Below are 22,831 nucleotides of genomic sequence, written 5' to 3'. Positions count from 1 at the left end.
CAGTTTATAAACAAAGGTAGTCAAGTGATAGTAAGTAACTACCTCGAAGGTAAGAGCCAATTTGGAATGGAGACGAAGAACATCTTCTATTCCAAATTGGCTTATTTGTTGCTAAACACATTAACGGCATGATTTCGAAAGAAGTACTTAATCAGGTAATCCATATCTTACATGGTCAGATAACTCATGTCCTACTTTTTTAAGTAGAACAATAAATTCTTCAAGCTTCTGATCGTTCACACTGGACACTAAGGTTGAAATACTAACCGCAGCAAGTACCTGATTATGATGATTTTTGATAGGGACTGCTATACAACGGACTCCTATTTCATTTTCTTGGTTATCTACTGCATATCCAAGTTGACGTACCTTTTCAAGCTCTTCCAAAAGATTCATTTCATTTGTAATTGTTTTTTTTGTAGACGAAGTGTATTCATAGTCTTGTAACAATTGAGTAATTATTTCTGGCTTTTGAAGTGATAAGAGTACTTTTCCAATCGCTGTAGAGTGAAGAGGAATTCTCCGACCTATTCGGGAATAACGGATCACCGATTTTTCCCCTTCTTCTTTATCAATATAAACACCTGCGTTTCCATCCAATATTCCGAGATGAGTAGTTTGACCTGTACGTTTCGATAGATCAATAAGGTAACTTTTCGCAATTTTTCTGATATCAATCGAACTTATTACTAAATTCCCTCTCTCGACAAGTTTTAATCCCAGTCGGTACTTGCCGTTTTCTGGATTTTGATCGATATATCCGGACTCTTGAAGTGTTTTTAATAACGAGTGGACGGTACTTTTATGGAGACCCATTCTTTCACTTATATCAGTAATTTTAAGCTCATTTGTATGTTCATTAAAAAGATCTAAAATTTTTAGAGAACGTTGGACAGATTGGATAATAGGCATATTTTTATTTTTACCTCTTATGTAAAAGTTTAAGTAGTATTCGCATAACACAAACACTTCTTATTGTAATTTTACAGTAATACAATCATTATGAAATTGCAATTAAGAACTGAATTCTTTTAAGAAGGATGAGAAGAAATGGAGTAGATAATTTAGCTAATTAATCCCAATGTAAGTGTTTACTTTTTGAGGGTTTATGCTATAATCAACACAAGAAATTTATATAATAGCATGGTGTTTTATAATATAAAACATTTTAGTTAAAAGAGTGATGATAATGAACAATTCAAAAAGTATATAGGGGTTCATTCCTCCGGTATCCACAATTTTTGATGAAAATAATCAACTTAATCTGGAGTGATTAATATGTCATTACAATCAATTTTTGGTGAAGAAGAACAGTCTCTTTATAAAGTGAAAACACATGCTAAAGGACCAATCGGTGCACTTCCTCTTACCGCTCAGATGCTTGAAGATTCTCCTAGTGGAGATCTATTCGGACTTACTCAAAATGTTGGTATGGGTTGGGAACCTAAGGATCTTCTTGGAAAACAAGTTTTGATTCTAGGTACGAAAGGTGGCATCCGGGATTATGATGGAAGTCCAATCGCTTTAGGGTATCATACAGGACATTGGGAAGTAGATTTATTAATGATAGAAGCTGCAAAAGAAATCCGAGAACGAAATGGTGTCCCTTTTGCAGGATTTGTTAGCGATCCTTGTGATGGGCGTTCACAAGGTACGTTAGGGATGTTCGATTCCTTTCCTTTTAGAAATGATGCAGCGATTGTATACCGCCGTCTAATAAGGTCTCTTCCAACACGGCGTGCAGTGATTGGAGTGGCTACCTGTGATAAAGGGTTACCAGCGATGATGATTGCCCTTGCTGGAATGCATGATTTACCAACGGTTATTGTCCCTGGCGGAGTAACGCTTCCACCAACAGTTGGTGAAGATGCGGGGAAAATACAAACAATTGGTGCGAGATTTGCAAACAAAGAAATCAGTTTGAAGGAAGCTGCTGAACTTGGTTGTGTCGCATGTGCAACACCAGGTGGCGGGTGTCAGTTTTTGGGTACAGCTGCTACTGCACAGGTCGTTGCAGAGGCATTGGGTTTAGCTATTACTCATTCAGCACTTGCTCCATCTGGTCAGCCGATTTGGGCAGAAATGGCAAGACAGTCAGCACGTGCAGTATTAGAAATGGAGCAAAGTAAAACAACGACAAAGGATATTATTACTGATAAAGCGATTGAAAATGCTATGGTCGTCCATGCGGCATTTGGAGGATCAACAAATCTATTACTTCATATACCAGCTATTGCCCATGCTGCAAAATGTAAGATTCCTACTGTAGAAGATTGGGTTAGAATTAACAAGAAAACTCCACGTTTGGTAAGCGTACTTCCAAACGGACCGGATAATCATCCAACTGTAAGAGTGTTTTTAGCAGGTGGAGTTCCGGAAGTTATGCTTCATTTGCGAAATTTAGGGCTATTACACGAAGATGTATTAACTGTTACAGGAAGTACGCTTGGGGAGAATCTAGATTGGTGGGAACACTCAGAGCGGCGAGCTCAAATAAGAAAGCGTTTAATTGATGCAGATGGAATTCACCCTGATGAAGTAATTATGAATCCAATAAAAGCGAGAGAAAGAGGTTTAACTTCTACAGTTACTTTCCCTACAGGAAATATTGCACCAGAAGGTTCTGTCATCAAGTCAACATCTATCGATCCTAGTAGAGTAGGAGAAGACGGGGTATACCGTCATACTGGAGTAGCGAAGATTTTTACGTCAGAAAAATCAGCTATAAAAGCCATCAAAACAGGTGGGATTGTTGCAGGAGATATCATGGTGGTTATGGGGGGAGGCCCTTCAGGAACAGGAATGGAAGAAACGTATCAGTTAACATCAGCATTGAAGTACCTACCTTTTGGAAAATATGTGTCACTCATTACAGATGCTCGTTTTTCCGGAGTTTCAACAGGTGCATGTATAGGTCATGTTGGTCCAGAGGCATTGGGCGGCGGTCCTATTGGGAAATTACGAGATGGAGATGTGATTGAAATCATAGTTGACTGTTATGAATTGACTGGTTCTGTTAATTTTGTTGGAACGAAAGATGCAAGGGTTTCAATAGAAGAAGCAACAAAGATATTAACTATCCGTGAGCCACATCCTGACCTTAAACCACACCAGGATCTTCCTGATGACACAAGACTGTGGGCTGCATTACAGGCAGTAAGTGGAGGAACATGGCGTGGAAGTGTATATGATACAGATCGAATTATTGAGGTATTAGAAGCTGGTATGAAAGCAATGGAAAAGGAAAAAGAACAAGTTTAACTATAAGTGTAGTTTCATGAGAATAATATTTTAATATTTATAGGATATTCCCTTTTAGCCTATTATGACTTTTGTTAAAGGAAAGAGTAACTCTATATGGTTTGTCAGTCTTTAAAATAGGAAAGGAAGAGACTTTTTGAATAAAATAGTAAACCCCGTATTGCGAGGATATCATCCCGATCCCTGTATAATAAGAGTTGAAGATGATTATTATATTGCAGTTTCTACATTTGAATGGTTTCCCGGAGTTCAAATTTACCATTCAAAGGATATGGTGAACTGGAGACTTCTTACTTATCCATTAACACGTACTAGTCAATTGAATATGATAGGAAACATTAATTCAGGTGGAGTTTGGGCTCCTGCATTAAGTTATTCTGATGGACTATTTTATTTAATATATACGGATGTAAAAAGTAGAATGGGAGCTTTTAAAGACACCCATAACTATATGATAACGGCTGAAAATATTGAAGGACCATGGTCTGAGCCTATATATTTAAACAGTAGCGGATTTGACCCATCCTTATTCCATGAAGAAGATGGAACAAAATGGTTGGTGAATATGATTTGGGATCATCGGAAAGGAAAGAATTCTTTTGCAGGAATCGTCATGCAGGAATATTCTGTTGAAGAAAAAAGATTAGTAGGTCCTGTTAAAAATATTTTTAAGGGTACTAGTATAGGATTAACAGAGGCTCCACATCTCTATAAAAGAAATGGTTACTATTATTTAGTAACCGCAGAAGGGGGTACTTGGTACACCCATTCAGTAACTGTTGCTAGATCGAAGTCTTTACATGGTCCATATGAAGTAGACCCTATGAATCCTATTCTTACTTCAAATCAAAATGATATGAGCCAATTACAAAAAGCAGGACATGCTAGTTTTGTAGAAACACAGAATGGAGAATGGTATATGGCTCATTTGTGTGGACGTCCTGTTGTTGATAAAAAGTGTATCTTAGGTCGTGAAACAGCGATACAAAAATGTTACTGGACAGAGGATAATTGGATTCGTGTGGAAGGTGGTCCACATCCAAAGATTGAAGTAGAAGCACCTGATTTAGAACATCATCCATTTGAAATAGAAAATAACTATGATGATTTTCAGGAGAATTCTTTGAAAAAGTATTGGAATTCTCTCAGAAGAGAATTCAATAAAGATTGGATTTCTTTAGAAGAACGAAAAGGATATTTAACAATTAAAGGTGGAGAATCCATGCAATCCACTCACCACCAAAGTCTTTTAGCCCGAAGATTGGAAAGTTTTCAGGTGGAGGTTGAAACGGAAATAGAATTTAATCCTGAACATTTTCAACAAATGGCAGGTCTTATCATTTATTATGATACTGAAGATTATGTATATCTCCGTATAACGCATCACGAGGAGCTAGGAAAATGTATAGGAATTATTGAATCAAAACATGGTAGTTACGATGAGTTGCTAGAGAAGGATGTTCCACTAAACTCATCGAAAGGAACTAAATTAAAAGCAAAAATCGATAAACAGTGGTTGCAGTTTTACTATAAGGAAGTTAATGACGAGTGGCAAGAAATCGGGCCAAAAGTAGATATAAGTCATCTTTCAGATGACGATGCAGATTATATTCGTTTTACAGGAACGTTTATTGGTTTGTGTGTACAAGACTTAAGTGGACAACGAAAAGCAGGGTACTTTAAATATGTTGATTATAAGAATGTAAGCCTTTCCGAGAACAATGGAAAAAATAATTTCGCAGTTTCACAAAACTGATCGTTTAAATTAAATCGTTATTCAATTAAAAGAAAAAACTCCTGTTAAAGATGTACGTATAGGAGTTTTTTTTTGGCTTGTGTAAGATGAGTTGAGGTAATAGAATAGTAGAAACAGTTTGGAAATGATTGCGAATAAGTTGGACTGATCTATGTTTTTTAAAGTAAAATCTATAGTTTATAGGGTAATGGATAAAAGATGAAAAAGGTATAATGTAAGTGTTTACATAATCTGGATAGTAGGATGCCCTAACTCAGAAATAAGATCTTTGTCAAAAAGAATCTATATGCATTTTGAAAAATAAGAAGGTTGATTTTGAGCTATCAGCCTTCTTCTTTTCCATATAATCGTTTATTAATGGGCTTATCATAAAGATGAAGGGAGTAAGACAATGGGGAAAGTTCTCAATATAACAAAGTTTTATCTGTTGTTAGAATGGGTCATGTGGTTGGCATACATTAATTTGTTGTGGATCGGCAGTGCACTGATTGGGTTCATTGTATTTGGTATTTTTCCGGCAAGCGTTGCAATGTTTACAGTTATTCGTCACTTGCTATTAAAGGATACTACTGGAAAACAAATTCTAAAGACTTTTGCTTTAACTTATAAGAAAGAATTTTTTAAGTCTAATTTGATCGGGTTAATCTTCACATTAGTTGGCTATTTACTATATCTTGATTTTTTATATATCCAAAATATGAATGGAGCAACATATTATTTGTTTCAAATCGGGTTGATTTTTATTAGTATCATCTATTTTATCTCTTTATTATATATTGTACCTGTATATGTACATTATGATTTGAAAATCCATCAATATTTTAGACATGCTCTTTTAATCGGTATTCTTAGTCCTATCACGACCATGCTTATTGTTATAGGATTAACCACCCTTTATTTTCTGCTAGGATTAATACCGGGATTAATCCCTTTAATAACGACCAGCACAATTGCTTTCATTATAATGGGTTGTGCATTAATCGGATTTCGTAGATTAGAAGATAAGCAGCAATCAGCTAAGTCAACATTGTGAGTCTATTTGACTTTTAGTATGATAAAATGAAAGCGTTATATATGTGTGTGCGGTATATGTCGAAGAGCTTATATGATTGGAGGGAATGGCTATGGCTTACAACGTATTCTTAGTAGATGATGATCGATTTGTTCGCAAAGGATTGATTAATCTCATTGATTGGGAGAGCTGTGGCTTTAAAGTTTGTGCAGAAGCTGATAATGGAGAAGATGCCTTAGAGTACATCCAGTTGAACAATCCCGATTTGGTCATTACTGATATCAAGATGCCGGTGTTAGATGGCCTCGAGTTGATAAAGCAGACAGTAGAGTCAAAGAAATCTTCCCCAAACTTTATTATTATTACTGGATATAGTGATTTTAAATATGCTCAAAGAGCTGTTAAGTATAGTGTCCATGATTTTATTTTAAAACCAGTTGATAAAGATGAAATAGAAGAGACACTTAAAAAGGTTGCGGAGAAGCATACGAAGAAATTACAGGTAGACCGAAATAGAAACAATATTCTTGCTGCTACTGCATTTAATGAATTAATAACTGGGGAATTAGAAGAAGAGCATCGTCATGATTGTATGAAAAAGTTGAATATTAACCAAACAACAGGAATGGCGTATATGATTATTGAGATAAATAATGTTATGGTTAATGCGACTAAGATACGTGAAGTTATAAGTAAAACGATTCATGGTGAAGACCTTCATTCTACTACTTTATTTCGTGAACATGGCAATAATCGTGTTGGCATACTCGTCAAAAGTGAGGAGATTCAACAATTCAATGGGAATATTGTGCAGTTTTCTGAAGTAATAAAGACTCAGTTAATGGGCAGTTTGAATACGGATGTTTCTATATTTGTTGGGAACATTGTAAATGATCCCGATGAAATCAAAGAGACCTATGAAACGGCAGTAAAGACTTTGCAATTCAAGTACTTGGAACCCTTAGAAACCCCCATTAATTATGGCAAAACAAAAGTATCTGCTGTGAACTATATAGAGCTTGATCATGGTTTATACCATACACTCATGGAGCATATAGAAGAAAATCAAATTTCTAAAATAAAAAATTCAATCGATAAAATGTTTGAGCAATTTCAGGAAAAAGCATTTGCGAAAGATGCGGTAAGAACGTCTATTAATCGGGTGGTTCATGAAGTAGTTAAAACCATCCAGTCGATGGATGGGGATGAAAAAAATGTCCACTCCCTTCAAACCATGTTAATTTGGGATAACCTGCCTCGTACTTTACCAAATATAAAAGAAATATTTTTGGAATTTATATTAGAAGCCGCAATACTTTTAAATCAATTAAATAAAGATTCTGGAAAACTAAATATACGTAGAATAAAAAAGTATGTTGATACACATTACAGAGAAGACCTTACATTAAAGAGTATAGCGAATCAATTTTTTATGAACCCTGTCTACATGGGACAGTTGTTTAAAAAAACGTATGGATTATACTTTAAAGATTATCTTTTACAAGTTCGTATCAGTGAAGCAAAGAAAAAGCTAAGACAAACAGATATGCGAATTTATCAGGTAGCTGAAAATGTGGGGTTTTCCAATTCAGATTATTTTGTCACTCAATTTGAAAAAACGACTGGTATGACACCGACTCAATATCGAAAAAAACTATAGGGGAAAATGACAGAGATGGAGTTACCATGAGGATATATAAGTTTAATAATCTAAATTTAAGAAACAAACTGCTCATCATATATATTTGTACTGTATTTATTCCAATCACATTAACCCATATCGCATATTATCATGTTACGACCAATAATGTTAGAACACAGAAAATGAATGATATGTCTCTTTCTGTGAAACAGATAGCGAATGATTTCCAAACATCCATAGATGATGCTGTCGGAATTTCCTCTATGATTTACACGGACTATGAACTTTACAATCTTTTAGAAACGAAGTATAACTCATCGATAGATTTTATCCATGCTTATCACGATTATTTCGGGGATATAAGTAAAGAAGTGTCCCTTTATCCATCTGTTCATTCTATTAAGTTGTACACAGATAATGATACCGTCATATACGCAGGTGGGATTAGTAAAATTGACACACTTGTTAAAGGTTCCACGTGGTATAAAGAATCAGAATTAATTAGAAGCTCCTACCCCGTTTTAATCAGAAGCGTTGGAGATTCAGGAAAACATGATATGTTTAGTTTAATAAGAGAAATGGACTATTTTGTTTCTAAGAATTCTACGCAGAAAATACTTGAGATAAATCTAGAAGCAGGATTAATGCATAGTATTTTTCATGATGTTACGTTTCCGGGAGAATTATATTTATTGAATGATGAGGGTACTATTGAATATACGACAAATTCAAAGATTGATTGGTCTGAAAGCAAATATTCGTATAAGTCAGTTTCATTACCAGATGATAAAGTTATTTTTGAAGAGTCATATAATCTTCCTTATTTGAATAATTGGAAAGTGGTTGCTGTTACTCAAGAACATGTATTACTTGAGGATATTAAAGGGTCACGGAATTTTATCCTGTATTTAGCACTTATTAATTTAATTTTTCCATCCCTTTTTATCGTTTATATTACAAGCTCCCTTCATCTACGAATCTTACGTATTTTAAGACATATGAGAAAGGTAGAAGATCAAAACTTTGAGCTGATAGAAGGAGTAGATGATCAGGACGAAATTGGTGAACTTACACATGCGTTTAACAGAATGGCTTCTAAAATTAAGAGACTGATAAATGAAGTGTATGTTGCAGATATTCAAAAGAAGGATTTAGAATTACAACGAAAGCAGGCACAGTTAAGTGCCTTGCAAAGTCAAATCAATCCGCACTTTTTATTTAACGTTTTAGAAACTATTCGTATGAGAAGCATATTAAAAAAAGAAGATGAAACAGCAAAAATCATAGAAAATATTGCTAAAATGCTAAGGAAATCATTTATTTGGGGAAAAGATTGGGTTACAGTAGATGAAGAAATTTATTTAATTAAATGTTTCCTAGAAATACAGCATTATCGATTCGATGATAAAATGCAATATCATATTGATATAGACCCGGACGCTGCAAAGTGCCTTATCCCAAACATGTCACTCATTCCATTTGTTGAAAATGCCAGTATTCACGGTATTGAACCGATAAAAGGAAAAGGGATGATCACCATTTCAATCAAGCGTAATCATGATAAATTAGTATGTGAGATAAATGATAACGGACAGGGAATGGAAGCGGAAGAATATGAACAGGTCATGCAATCATTAGAAGAGGTTGCAAACATTGGTGAACATGTTGGAATAAAAAATGTTTACTATCGTTTAAAATTACATTACTCTAATCAGTTTGAATTTAACATAATAAGCACAAAAGGTGTAGGAACAACGGTAAAAATTATTCTTCCGTTTTTTGAATACAAAAATTAATTTTTTACTTTCTTTCAAGAGATTAATAGAAAAACCAAAACCAATGTGTGTCGAATTCTTTTTCGGTGTACATTGGTTTTTCTTATATAAATGGCTTTTTTGAAAGGTTGTTGCTTTTGAAACCTACTATTTAATTGTATAGTGTCTGGAGCGCAATGGAACGAACTAATTTTAATCCAAAATAACGAAGTGAGAAAACAACCATTTCAAAACATCACTAAAGTTTACAAAGTAAAAACTATACTTTGTCAGGTCACTAATAAATAGCGTCTAAGTTATAATGAAAGTGCTTACAACATTGGTGTGAAGCAATAAGTAATCATTAAAAAGGGGGAGTTAAAGTGGTAAAAAGAAAGTCTCTAGTTTTGTTTTTATGTCTTATGCTAGTGCTGTCCGTCGTAACGGCATGTACAAACAAAGAAAGTGCTGGACAAGAAGAAGGAGAAGTCTTTACTTACAAATTCTTTAATGCATCTTCAACTGGTAAAGACGTTAACACAGCTGATACCAAAATTGGAAAAATGTTTGAAGAAGCAACCGGAGTTAACTTTGACATTGAACATATCGTTGGAGATAGTAACCAAAAGATAGGGACAATGATTGCTAGTGGAGAATACCCGGAATTACTGAATGCTCAAAACGCGACAAATGATGTTATTGATGCAGGAGGATTTGTACCACTTAATGATCTTATTGAGGAGCATGCTCCAAACCTTAGAAAATTGTATGATCCAATTTGGGAGAAAATGAAACAAGAGGATGGAAACATTTATATTCTTCCATCAGGTGTATCAAATGGATACATTAAGCCTCCAAATGTTGGACAAAGTGCATTTTGGATTAAACGTGAAGCATTAAAAGAACAAGGTTATCCGCATCCAAAAACAATAGATGAGTTTTTTGAGATTGTTGAAACATATGCAAAAGCCCATCCTAAAACAGATGGGGCAGATACCATTCCTTATACATTATTACAATACGATTGGCATGTTGGACAGCTTTTTGACCCGCCGGCATTCTTATCAGGTGAACAGGAAGGAATAATGGTTGATGATGAAACATTGGAAGTATCTGTTCATCATAATCAGGATATTACAAAGAGATGGCTCAAAATATTAAATGAAGTAAATGCTAAAGGACTATTTGATAGAGAAGCCTTTACACAAAACTTTGATGAATATCTGGCTAAGATTTCTTCAGGACGAGTTGTTGGATGGTTTGGACCGCGTTGGGAATCAGGTACAGCATTAGACACACTTGAGCTGGATGATGATCCTTATAATGATTATATGGGCTTCCCGATTGTTTTCGAAGAAGGAATCAAAGATCAATATTTAAATCCAGAATCTTACGTTACTTCTCCGGGTATGGGACTCACGTCAGGTACTTCTGAAGAAGATCAAGTTAGAATTATTAAGTTTTTAGATCATATGGCAAAGCTTGATTCTCAAAAGTTAATTACATGGGGAATTGAAGGAGAAACGTATGAAGTAAATGAAGAAGGTCGTTATTACCGAACTCAGGAACAAATTGATTTAGTGAACAAAGAAGAATTTAGAGATGAATTTGGCTTTAAAGCATTAGGTTGGTACTGGCCAATTATGGGAGGTACATTTGATGATGGTAACTCTGTTGATCCAGCTGTTCAACCTGAAGTTGCCCAACTTGCTTATGATGAAGTGGACAAAGAGTTCTTAGAAGCCTATAACATTGAAACATTTACGGATTTATTCACTGAGCCGGATCCGGCACCATGGTTCCCGTTCTGGGATGCAGTGATCGAAACTGGCTCTGAAGCACAGTTATATGACCAACAGTCCCGTGATCTTATCAAACGGTCATACCCTGATATCATACTTGCAGATCCGTCTAAATTTGATGCAGAGTGGGATAAATTTAAGGGAGAATTTGATAAATTGCCGTATAAAGCTTATGAAGATGTAATCGAAGCATCCGTTAAAAAAGAAGCTGAACTAATGGGCAAGTAGATAAGAATCTTAATGAAAAGGCTGAATGATCTATAGAGAGAAGTTCAGCCTTCTTCATTGTTTATGATCAATTAGGAAGGGGCGGTCTTATCATGCAGGCACAAACAAAAGTAAAATCACATACGTCTCCAATTGTGCAACTAAATCAAGAAAAGGGTATGAAAGCATTTATTAAAAAATGTCGGAGTCAAAAGGCATTATTATTAATGACGTTGCCTTTTGTCATTTGGGTATTTATTTTTAAATATTTCCCTGTTTGGGGATGGTCAATGGCATTTCAGGATTTTAAACCAGCTCGACCTTTTTCAGAACAAGAATGGGTAGGGTTTAAGCATTTCATTTTTCTATTTACTGATGATCGATTCTTAGGTGTTCTTAGAAACACATTGGCACAAAGTGTTATTAATTTAGTTTTAGGGTTTGTTACAGCTATTGGGTTAGCTCTATTAATCAATGAATTAACGAATCTAAAATTTAAAAAAGTTGTTCAGACTATTAGTTATTTACCTCACTTCCTCTCTTGGGTTGTAGCAGCAGCACTTGTTTCCTCTGTCTTGTCTATTGATGGAATCGTTAACGAAATACTGATGGGACTGAATATCATTGACAAGGAAATTCTTTGGCTAGGGAAAGGTGAATATTTCTGGGGGATTTTAGGTGCCTCAGAGGTTTGGAAAAATGTAGGGTGGAATACGATCATTTATTTAGCAGCCATATCAATGATTGATCAAGAACAATATGAAGCAGCAAAAATTGATGGGGCTTCCCGTTTACAAAGGATTAGATATATTACCCTTCCAGGAATGAAGCAAGTCATTGTCATCCTTTTGATTATGAATATTGGATATATCATTGAGGCGGGATTTGAAGCTCAATATTTATTAGGTAATGGTCAAAATATAGAGTTCTCAGAGAATATTGATGTGTTTGTTATTAATTATGGTATTTCAATGTTCAATTTTTCATTGGCAACAGCAGCGGGAGTGTTTAAAACAGTTATTAGCTTGATATTCTTAATGGCAGCTAACTCATTCTCGAAAAAAATGGGCCAAGGCGGTTTATATTAAGGAGGGTGATAAAAATGTTAAAAGTTAGAAAAAGAAATAGTTTGATGAGGACGAGAGAAGATGTAGTTTTTGATACGTTTAATATACTGTTCATGATTTTACTTAGTGTTATTATGCTGTATCCTTTTATAAACCAAATTGCCCTTTCTTTAAATGCCGCAACAGATTCTGTGAAAGGTGGAATCTACTTATGGCCAAGAGAATTTACTTGGCGAAACTATGAATATGTATTCAGTCAAGCATCGATTATTCAGGCCATTTTTGTTTCTGTTGCTAGAACAGTTGTGGGTACAGGGGTTGGATTATTATGTACAGCTATGGTGGCCTATGCGATCGCTCAAGAAAAATTTGTTTTTAAAAAGTCTGTAACCATCATATTTATTATGACGATGTATTTTAATGGGGGATTAATTCCAGGTTACCTTTTAATGAGAGATTTGCATTTAATTGGAACTTTCTGGGTGTATATTTTACCGGGATTAATAAGTGCATTCAATCTTATTATTATGCGCTCATTTATAGAAGGTCTTCCTAAAAGTCTTTTTGAACAAGCGCGAATTGACGGTGCAGGGGACTTTAGAGTGTTCTTTCAAATTGTGCTGCCTTTGTCCTTACCGGTTTTAGCTACGGTAGCATTATTTGTTGCTGTAGGCCAGTGGAACCAATGGTTTGACGTATTTTTATATAACTCAAGTAACGAGAATTTAACGACCTTGCAATATGAGTTAATGAAGATCCTTCAAAACACAGCAACTTCAAATGGAGATTGGAATACTGCTCAAGCAAGTGGTGAGCGTGCTGTCCAAGCTGTCACCCCTAAGTCAATTCAGGCTACTATGACCATTGTAGCAAGTCTCCCTATTATTTGTGTGTACCCGTTTTTACAAAAATATTTTGTTAAGGGTATGACATTAGGGGCTGTTAAGTAAATCATATCATGTTTCTGGAATAATCAATTGGTTAGATTTTCTACTATATTTGAAGGAGCGATTCGGGTGACAACATCTAACGTTCAAAATGAAGTCCCATCTCTTTATAAAGAATATGAAGATTACTTTCTTATGGGAGCAGCCGTAAATCCCTTAACGATCACATCCCAAAAAGAATTGATTATCAAACATTTTAATAGTCTTACGGCAGAAAACGAAATGAAGTTTGAAAGCTTGCAACCTGAAGAGGGAACTTTTACGTTTGATCAAGCAGATCAGCTTCTATCGTTTGCCAATGATTATGGAAAAAAAGTAAGGGGACATACTCTTGTTTGGCACAATCAAACACCTGATTGGGTCTTTACAAATAAAAATGGAAATTCTGTTGATCGATACACCCTTTTAGAACGAATGAAAACACATATTTCTACTGTAATGGAAAGATACAAAGGACAAATCTATAGTTGGGATGTTGTAAATGAAGCTGTTTCTGATTCTGGAGCTAACTTGTTAAGAGATTCTAAATGGAAAGACATTGTTGGGGAGGATTTTATCGATAAAGCCTTTGAATATGCCCACCTGGCAGACCCTAATGCATCGCTGTTTTATAACGATTATAATGAGTCAAATCCGGAAAAAAGAGAAAAAATATATTCGTTAACAAAGGGATTAGTGGAAAGAGGAGTGCCAATTCACGGAATTGGTTTACAGGCACATTGGAATTTATATAGTCCTACTTTGGATCATATTAGAACTGCTATAGAGCGATATGCTTCTTTAGGATTACAGATTCATATTACAGAAATGGATGTTTCTGTATTTGGTTCTGATGATAAACGAACTGATGTAAAAGTCCCTACGGAAGAAATGGTAGCTAAACAAACCGATCGCTACAACAGTTTTTTTGAACTATTAAGAGAGTATTCTGACGTGATCACATCCGTTACCTTTTGGGGAGCAGCGGATGATTATACATGGCTCGACAATTTTCCAGTGCGTGGAAGAAAGAATTGGCCATTATTATTTAATGAACATCATCAACCAAAGGAATCTTTTTGGAAGGTGATTAATAGATAAGAGGTAAAAAGTATAGGTCAAGGGGATGTGTTATTGTGTGTAAAGAAAATCATTCTAATGTGACAATACCAACTCAACAAGAAGAGCGAATTTTTAAGAATCCGATAGTCTGGACAGATATACCTGATCCAGATGTTATCAGGGTAAATGATGTTTACTATATGACAAGTACGACTATGTATTATAACCCCGGCGTACCAGTTATGAAATCTTATGATCTATTAAATTGGGAAATTGTGAGTTATGTATACGATATCCTGGCAGATAATGAAGAACAAACACTTAGTAGCGGGAAAAACGAATATGGCAAAGGTTCCTGGGCAAGTAGTATCCGTTATCATCATAACACCTTTTATGTAACATTTGGTTCCTTGGCAACTGGTAAAACATATATCTATCAAACAAAGGATATTGAAAAAGGTCCTTGGACATCTTCCGTACTAGATGAATACTATCATGATATGTCTTTATTATTTGATGATGATGGGCATGTGTATATGGTTTACGGAAATCATGATATTAAAGTGATTGAACTTACAGCGGACGCTACAGCTATCAAAAAAGGAGGACTTAATAAAGTAATCATCCCTAAGGCGAGTTTAGTTGCCAGTCCAAAGGAGAAAGTTGGTTTACCCGCGGAAGGAGCACATATACAAAAAATAAATGGAATGTACTATGTCTTTACTATTACATGGCCAAAAAATGGAAATCGAACTCAACTAGTGCATCGTTCGGAAAAGTTAGATGGAGAATATGAAGGAAGAGTTGCTTTTAACCATAAAGGGATTGCGCAGGGTGGGATCATCGACACGATAAATGGAGAATGGTATGGCTTCCTGTTTCAAGATAGTGGTGCACTTGGACGGATACCATATCTTATCCCTGTTACATGGGAATATGATTGGCCAATTTTCGGAGAACATGATACCAGTTTGAAAAAAGTGATGACTCAAGAAGGACGAGTGAGCGGTAAACAATATGTGGTGGATTCAGATGAATTCGACCTGACAACATCTTCTTCAAAAGAATTTTCTGATGGAGACTGCCATAAGCTTCTAAAAGTAGTATGGCAGTGGAATCACAATCCCGATCATCGCCTTTGGTCACTCACAGACCGCCCTGGTTTTTTGCGCCTTACTACAGGAAACATATGCAAAAATATAGAAGAAGCAAAGAATACACTTACACAACGAACAATGGGACCGGAATGTTCAGCGCAGGTAGCGTTGGAAATAACCAAGATGAAGGATGGAGATCTTGCCGGTTTTGCCGCATTTCAAAAGGACTATGGATTTGTTGGTGTGCGAAAATCAGGAGAGACTTGCTTTGTTGTTATGATCAATAATAGTTTAGGAGATGGGAAAGAAATAGAAAGTATTCCCGTCAACCAGGATAGAGTGTATTTTAAAATTTATGTAGATTATCGAGATCAAGTAGATAAAGCTTATTTTTACTATAGCCTTGATGGGGAGAATTGGAATCCTATAGGGAACATCCTTCAAATGAAATATAAATTAGATCATTTTGTAGGCTATCGTTTTGCTTTATTTAACTATGCAACAAAAATACCTGGTGGTTTTGTAGACTTTGATTATTTTAGGTTAGATGAATAGGCCTACTTAACTCTAAATTCGAAGAGAAGGGGATGTGTAGAAATGAAGTATTTAAATCCGGTTATATCTGGCTTTTATCCAGATCCAAGTATTGTAAAAGTAGGAGTAGATGATTTTTACTTAGTAACAAGCTCTTTTGAATATTTTCCTGCCATACCGATTTTTCATAGTAATGATCTTCTTAATTGGAAACAAATCGGTAGTGTGTTAACGAGAGACAGTCAGGTTAACTTAAGAAATAGTAGAAGCTCCGGTGGTTTATATGCCCCTACGTTACGATATCATGATGGAACATTTTATATGATTTCGACTGATGTATCAGGAACTGGTAATTTTTATGTCACAGCAACTGATCCAAAAGGTCCTTGGTCAGATCCAATTAAAATTCCATATGGAAATATTGATCCTTCCTTAATGTTTGATGATGATGGAAAAGTCTATGTAACCGTTCAAAATGGAGTTGGATACGAGTCTCATATTATTCAATATGAAATCGATATCCATACCGGTATGGCCTTAACCTCACCGGTAGTTATATCTCATGGTGATGGAGGACAATGGACCGAAGCCCCGCACCTATATAAAATAAGAGGAATTTATTATTTACTATGTGCATGTGGTGGAACAGGAGAAGATCACAGAGCTATCATTTCAAAAAGTAACCAACCTTACGGACCTTTCGAAATGTTAAATAAGCCTATCTTAACACATAATCAAATGAATGATCATCCAATACAAAACATTGGGCATGCCGACTTTGTCGAAGATCCAAACGGGAACTGGTGGGCTGTATTTTTAGGAACCCGACCTGTGAATCAAAAATATACAGTTTTGGGAAGAGAAACGTTTTTAGCACCTATAACTTGGACAGAAGATGGATGGCCAATGATTGATAATAATGAGGGCAGTGTATCAGGTGTTATGGAAACAACGAAGCTTTCCGGAGAATCTACTATTAAGGAAAATTTTATAGATCATGATGATTTTGAACAAGATGTATTAGATTTGACATGGTTTTATCTTAGAGCTAAAAGTGAGGAAAACTACTCCTTATCTGAACGAAAAAGTTGGTTGGCATTGATTGGTGGACCGGATCATTTGAGTGATGAAAAAGGAGTTCCTACATTTATTTGTAAACCACAAAAACATAGTAAAATGGAATTTAGTACATTGCTTGAATTTGATCCGAAAAATGAAGGCGAAGAAGCCGGCTTGGCAGTTCGATTAAATGAAAAAGCACATTATGAGATAGCTGTTAACCAATTAAATGGAGAAAAAGTAGTTGTCGCATTAAAAACGATTCAAGGAAAAACTGAAGAAATTGCACGTTGCATGATTCGAAATTTAACAGTTCAATTAAAGATAAAATCAGATAATCAAGATTATCATTTTCAATATGCAGAAGAAGGGGAAGAGTGGCAGGACCTTGGAAAAGCTCCACTGGCCAACTTATCCAAAGAAGAAAATGGAGGATTTGGAGGCGTATTTACCGGTGTTTGTCTTGGGGTGTATGCAACAGGGAATGGAAAAGAAAGTAGAACATCTGCATTCTTTGATTGTGTTCACTATAAAGGGGAAAATGAAATAACTCGTTTAATAGATCGTAAACTTGAAAAAAAAAGATAAAATTTCTAAAAACTTTGTTTGTATAATAACCAAACAATAGGTAGGAGGGAATGATAGGTGAACACGGCAATACTTTATAACAGAACATATAGAAATGTTTTTAGAGAATATGGATATTCTGATAAAGTGATTAATGAAAGAGTACAGGATACATGGAATAAACTTTTTTCAGATCAGCATTCTGAAACTCAAATTTATTATCAAGTTGGAACTGATGAAGGGTACATGCTTGATACGGGAAATTTGGATGTCCGTACAGAAGGAATGTCATACGGAATGATGATGGCCGTTCAAATGGATCAAAAAGATATATTCGACCGACTTTGGAAGTGGACATTTAAGAATATGTATATGACAGAAGGAGAAAATGCAGGATATTTTGCTTGGTCTTGTAACACAGATGGTTCAAAGCGCTCTCATGGACCGGCACCAGATGGAGAGGAATATTTTGCCTTGGCCTTATTTTTTGCTTCACATCGTTGGGGTGACAGGGACGGAATCTTTAACTACGGACAACAAGCAAGGGACTTACTAAGAACCTGTCTTCATAAGGGAGAACAAGGAGAAGGTTTTCCAATGTGGAACCCTGAAAATAAATTAATAAAGTTTGTTCCGAACGTTGAATTTTCTGATCCTTCCTATCATTTACCACATTTTTATGAGTTGTTTTCATTATGGGCTTATCCAGAAGATCGACAATTCTGGAAAGAAGCTGCCGTTGCAAGTAGAGAATATCTAAAAATCGCATGTCATCCTGTTACAGGCTTAGCACCAGAGTATGCATATTATGATGGAACTCCTAATAATGAAAATGGCTACGGACATTTTTTCAGTGATTCTTACCGGGTAGCTTGCAACATCGGATTGGATTATGAATGGTTTAAAGATGAACAAACCCCGATAGAAATAAATGAAAGAATCCAGCAGTTTTTTATAGATAAAGATCCGGCAGATTATCGACGTTATAAAATTTCCGGGGAATCCTTTGAGGAAAAATCTCTTCATCCTGTCGGGCTTGTAGCGTCTAATGCAATGGCTTCACTATCTACAACAGGTCCTAATGCAAGGAAATGTGTAGAATTATTTTGGAATACACCAGTGCGTACTGGGAATCGCCGTTATTATGACAATTGTTTGTATTTTTTTAGTTTATTAGCCTTGAGCGGAAATTTTAAAATATGGATGCCTGAAGAGTGATGTCATGTTGTTACTTAGTTTAGAAGGCATATACATTCCCGACATAGAATAATCAAAACAACAAAGCACCTCTTAATGAAGAATTAAGGGTGCTTTGTTTGTTTTTAGATTTAAGGCAAAACATTGCCTGCTGCTCGGAAAATTTCATACCATTCTACGCGCGAAAGATGAACGTCGCTTGCCTTACAGCAATCTGTTAATCTGTTTATGTTCATCGTACCAATGACTGGTTGCATATTTGCTGGATGGCGTAATAACCATGCTATTGCAATCGTCGTATTGCTAACTTCATACTTGTCAGCGATTTCATTAATCGTTTGATTTAATTCCGGGAATTTGTCGTTTCCGAGGAATACGCCTTCAAAGAATCCATATTGAAAAGGAGACCAAGGCTGAATCGTGATATCGTTAAGTCTGCAGTAATCTAGAATGCTGCCATCTCTATTAATTGCAGAATCATTCTCCATATTCACATTAAAACCATTTGAGATCATGTTTGCGTTCGTAATACTTAATTGAAGTTGATTTGCCACAATCGTTTGTTTAACTGATTTTTTTAAGAGTTCAATTTGCATTGGATTTTGGTTGGAAACACCGAAATAACGCACTTTACCTGTACTTTCAAGTGTATCAAATGCCTCTGCCACTTCTTCTGGCTCAACTAATGTATCTGGGCGGTGAAGAAGAAGAACATCTAGGTAATCAGTATTTAAGCGTTTTAGAATTCCGTCAACAGATTCCAAAATATGTTCTTTTGAAAAATCGAACATTCCTTTTCGTATTCCACACTTCGATTGTAGAATGATTTTTTCACGAATATCATCACTCATATGAATCGCATCTGCAAACATTTCTTCACACTCTCCGCCACCATAAATATCAGCATGGTCGAAGAAGTTAGCACCTAATTCCAGTGCAGTTTGAACAAAGTGCTCAGCTTCATTTTTTTCAAGTGAATTAATCCGCATACATCCGACAGCGATGGCGGGTACTTCTAATAGGCTGTTTCCGAGTTTAATCGTTTTCATCATTATATTCTCCTTAAAATTGTAATAGGCTCCTCTGATTGAGCGTCTGTAACATAAAGTGTTAAAGGAGTCTTAATAAGTTTCATCATTGCCCATTATTGAAACTTGATTCCCTAAATTTATTTTAATCAATTACGAAAACGTTTTATAGTACTGAAATTTTTTTTAGATACTTACTCTAACTTTACTTACTATATAAAATTCCTCTCATTTTCAAATATGTAACGAGTCAAATGTTATGTAATTGGGAGGACTAGTTCGCCGTTCCCAATAAGTAAAGATATCGCAAAAGAAACAAATTGTCTCGATGTAATTTAATAAGGAGCTGGCCAGAATATAAGTACCTTCTGACCAGCTCCCAAATGTTTTCACTTTATCTGACTATTATTCACGTTAATGAATTTATTATTTTGCAATTTTTTCTAGTAACGAACATAGTGATGCTTATCCTTTTCTAAAGAGAAATACTCAAAGCACTGAGGGCATTGATGATAATCACCAAGACTGATCAACTGTAATACTTGTTCATCACTATTAGATTCCTCTAGGTGTTTATGTAAAATCTTATGATGGTTACAGCCATCGGTAATGAAAGCTGTCCGATGTACAATTAATTTGGAATGATCTATGAAATATTTTGACATAGATGAAACTCCTTTTTTTATCGGCTTAAATAAGATTTTAGCATAATGATATTACATGTAAATTACAAATAAATGGCAATGTTGTTAAAAATATACATTTTGATTGCCGAAATACCTTTATAAGCAAATTCATATCACTTAAAAAACGATCCTTTTTTTCTGGCCTTCAAAAGGTCACCAGTCCAGCCTTTCATTTTTAAATAACCGTAAAGTGCTAGAGTTGAAACAATAATTAGTACAACTGAAAGTAAATAGCCATATTTCCATTCGAGCTCAGGCATATGCTTGAAATTCATCCCCCATAATGCCCCTAAAGCCATAACAGGAGTAAAGATTGTTGTGATAACAGTTAATGTTTTCATAATTTCATTCCCGCGATGGGAAGAAATGACTTCTTCTAAATTAATAATTGAATCAATTTCAGTTTCATATTCATTAATTAGAACCATTGCTCTATCAATCCGTTTGCCCGTTCGATTAAAGATAATTTTATTATTTATTTCATCATCAATATAGATTTCCTCTATTCCCAATTTCAGCTCCTTCAATGGAATGAATAAATTTTTCCAAAGCAGAAGTTCATGTCTCCGCATATATATTTTATCGAGAATGCTTGTCTTATTTTTTTTACTCACATTCCAAATCAGATCGTTTAACTTTTCTTCGAATAGATCAATACCATATAGCATTTCATTCATTAGTTCTCCAAGTATGGTTAAAAATCCATCAACAGCGTTTTCGGTCTTTTCGATATGTCCAAATAATAATTCCTGGCTTATATGTTTAAGAGAGGTAAGATCAAGATTAACTGTAATCAACAGATCACTCGTCATAAAAAAATGACAGATTTTATGATCTAATTCATCCTCGAAGTTTTGTTCGTAAATCAGCGAACCTTTTACAATCTTTTTTCCATTTTCTAATATGAATGTTCTTAAGCAATTTGTTTTATCTCCCTGAATATGATCAAGCCATTCCCTGTTAAAGGGACAGTACTCTTTATGTATAATATGTTTTATTTTTTCAGTCTCGTTTTTCTCAAATTGATGCCATTTCCAGTTATTAGGACCAATAGTTGTTAGCATAATATCACCTTATTTAGAGTTATTATCTATTAAATTCCCCATTATAGAATGAGCGAAACTAGTTATAAAGATGTGAAGTAGATTTCTAAACTTTATTTATTATTAGAGGTTTACTATCCTACCAAAGCGGTTATAGTTCATTAAGTCCGAAAGGACAACACATTTTACTTATTCGAGGAGGAATTGAAAATGGCTAAAAACGATGACAAAAAAATGACGGTAGAAGAAGCTGGCAGAAAAGGTGGAGAAGCCACTTCAAAGAATCACGATAAGGAATTTTATCAAGAAATCGGACGAAAAGGCGGAGAATCTACTTCAGAGAACCATGATAAAGAATTTTATCAAGAAATTGGTCGAAAAGGTGGAGAAGCTACTTCAGAAAACCACGATAAAGAGTTTTACCAAGAGATTGGTGAAAAGGGTGGAGAAGCACGCAGTAAACAACGAGATAATGATTAATTTACTTTAAAGAGACTAAATAAAACAAAAGAGACAAACTAATAGAAGCCTGTACTTAATTAGTACAGGCTTCTATTGTGAGGAGTTTTAATTTCAATCATGAATTAGACGGCGTAATGCCTATTAATCTCGCTGTAATAGTACTCTAATGAATGGTGTTTTATGTAATTGAAAAAAGAGGATGGTATATTTGGTACTAATCTTTTTGCCTTTTTCCACGCTTGAAACTCAATAAGGAAGTCAATTTGTCTTTTTTGTAGTGGCTTCTCTGTTTTCTCATGCAATTCAATTAATGCTAAAAGTGATTGATCAGTTGCGTGTCCGAGTTCATGGGCAAGAATGACAGCAGTGTAATCGAGGAATACATTTTTGCCGGGAAACAATAACTCGCACTGTTTTTTAATTTCATCTACATATAATGTAATGGCATGTTCTTGTAGGCTGTACTTCCCTCCTATATTTCGATTCAAAGGACATCTTTCTTCTATTTTAACTGTTACGAAACGGTCAGATAATTTTAACAGCTCATCAACAATGAACATAATTTTATTTTGTTCTTTCACTTTATTTTCCCTCATTTAGTTCGTTTAGTTAAGTATATGTACCATATATAATGGTTATGATTTTCCATATCTCCAAGGGGTATGATAG

At 35.1% G+C, this 22,831-nt stretch carries 16 protein-coding genes and 1 pseudogene; 13 read left to right on the top strand and 4 right to left on the bottom strand.

Annotated features, from left to right (window positions below; all coding sequences use genetic code 11):
* Nucleotides 1-147: 147 nt before the first annotated feature.
* Entirely contained in the window at nt 148-912 is a 765-nt protein-coding gene (locus tag LC095_RS05430; RefSeq protein ID WP_226527193.1) for an IclR family transcriptional regulator, read from the bottom strand.
* 366 nt (nt 913-1,278) lie between these two features.
* On the opposite strand from LC095_RS05430, the gene LC095_RS05425 reads away from it, so the two are divergent.
* The 12 genes from LC095_RS05425 (at nt 1,279) to LC095_RS05370 (ending at nt 18,964) form a co-directional block, all read left to right on the top strand.
* Entirely contained in the window at nt 1,279-3,261 is a 1,983-nt protein-coding gene (locus tag LC095_RS05425; RefSeq protein ID WP_226527192.1) for a YjhG/YagF family D-xylonate dehydratase, read from the top strand.
* Between the two features lie 136 nt (nt 3,262-3,397).
* The gene (locus LC095_RS05420; RefSeq protein WP_226527191.1) at nt 3,398-5,017 is read left to right on the top strand and encodes a glycoside hydrolase family 43 protein; all 1,620 of its coding nucleotides are present in this window, start codon (nt 3,398-3,400) and stop codon (nt 5,015-5,017) included.
* A 391-nt stretch (nt 5,018-5,408) separates the two neighbouring features.
* Nucleotides 5,409-6,050 carry a YesL family protein gene (locus tag LC095_RS05415; RefSeq protein WP_226527190.1) on the top strand — a complete coding sequence of 214 codons (642 nt, stop codon included), beginning with the start codon at nt 5,409-5,411 and terminating at the stop codon, nt 6,048-6,050.
* A 91-nt stretch (nt 6,051-6,141) separates the two neighbouring features.
* Nucleotides 6,142-7,689 (top strand): response regulator, encoded by a 1,548-nt coding sequence (locus LC095_RS05410; RefSeq protein ID WP_226527189.1) that lies wholly within the window; start codon nt 6,142-6,144, stop codon nt 7,687-7,689.
* A 185-nt stretch (nt 7,690-7,874) separates the two neighbouring features.
* Complete coding sequence (locus LC095_RS05405) at nt 7,875-9,467, top strand: sensor histidine kinase (RefSeq protein ID WP_226527188.1); 1,593 nt, start codon at nt 7,875-7,877, stop codon at nt 9,465-9,467.
* 341 nt (nt 9,468-9,808) lie between these two features.
* Entirely contained in the window at nt 9,809-11,455 is a 1,647-nt protein-coding gene (locus tag LC095_RS05400; protein ID WP_226527187.1) for an extracellular solute-binding protein, read from the top strand.
* A gap of 92 nt (nt 11,456-11,547) precedes the next feature.
* On the top strand, nt 11,548-12,522 hold the full coding sequence (locus LC095_RS05395; RefSeq protein WP_078435043.1) for an ABC transporter permease subunit: 975 nt from the start codon (nt 11,548-11,550) through the stop codon (nt 12,520-12,522).
* A gap of 14 nt (nt 12,523-12,536) precedes the next feature.
* Nucleotides 12,537-13,451 carry a carbohydrate ABC transporter permease gene (locus LC095_RS05390; protein ID WP_078435042.1) on the top strand — a complete coding sequence of 305 codons (915 nt, stop codon included), beginning with the start codon at nt 12,537-12,539 and terminating at the stop codon, nt 13,449-13,451.
* A 66-nt stretch (nt 13,452-13,517) separates the two neighbouring features.
* Nucleotides 13,518-14,528, top strand: coding sequence for an endo-1,4-beta-xylanase (locus LC095_RS05385; RefSeq protein ID WP_226527186.1), 1,011 nt, complete (start codon nt 13,518-13,520; stop codon nt 14,526-14,528).
* Nucleotides 14,529-14,563: 35 nt separating this feature from the next.
* Entirely contained in the window at nt 14,564-16,141 is a 1,578-nt protein-coding gene (locus LC095_RS05380) for a glycoside hydrolase 43 family protein (RefSeq protein WP_226527185.1), read from the top strand.
* Between the two features lie 42 nt (nt 16,142-16,183).
* Nucleotides 16,184-17,767, top strand: coding sequence for a glycoside hydrolase family 43 protein (locus LC095_RS05375; protein WP_226527184.1), 1,584 nt, complete (start codon nt 16,184-16,186; stop codon nt 17,765-17,767).
* Nucleotides 17,768-17,824: 57 nt separating this feature from the next.
* Nucleotides 17,825-18,964 carry a glycosyl hydrolase family 8 gene (locus LC095_RS05370; protein ID WP_226527183.1) on the top strand — a complete coding sequence of 380 codons (1,140 nt, stop codon included), beginning with the start codon at nt 17,825-17,827 and terminating at the stop codon, nt 18,962-18,964.
* Between the two features lie 110 nt (nt 18,965-19,074).
* Here the strand turns inward: LC095_RS05370 and LC095_RS05365 are convergent, their stop codons facing one another.
* Together LC095_RS05365 and LC095_RS05360 are read right to left on the bottom strand one after the other, a co-directional pair.
* Complete coding sequence (locus LC095_RS05365; protein ID WP_226527182.1) at nt 19,075-19,992, bottom strand: aldo/keto reductase; 918 nt, start codon at nt 19,990-19,992, stop codon at nt 19,075-19,077.
* Between the two features lie 778 nt (nt 19,993-20,770).
* Complete coding sequence (locus LC095_RS05360) at nt 20,771-21,721, bottom strand: magnesium transporter CorA family protein (protein WP_226527181.1); 951 nt, start codon at nt 21,719-21,721, stop codon at nt 20,771-20,773.
* 189 nt (nt 21,722-21,910) lie between these two features.
* Here LC095_RS05360 and LC095_RS05355 point away from each other — a divergent pair.
* A pseudogene (locus LC095_RS05355) lies at nt 21,911-22,177 on the top strand (KGG domain-containing protein); the annotation flags it as partial.
* Nucleotides 22,178-22,284: 107 nt separating this feature from the next.
* On the opposite strand, the gene LC095_RS05350 reads toward LC095_RS05355, so the two are convergent.
* Nucleotides 22,285-22,743: a hypothetical protein gene (locus tag LC095_RS05350; protein WP_226527179.1), complete on the bottom strand. Its 459-nt coding sequence runs from the start codon at nt 22,741-22,743 to the stop codon at nt 22,285-22,287.
* Nucleotides 22,744-22,831 lie beyond the last annotated feature (88 nt).

The sequence above is a fragment of the Metabacillus niabensis genome, from assembly GCF_020524345.1.
Lineage (GTDB): Bacteria > Bacillota > Bacilli > Bacillales > Bacillaceae > Metabacillus > Metabacillus niabensis_B.
Note: the sequence above shows the minus strand (reverse complement) of the source record. Positions and strands in the feature narration are given on the sequence as shown.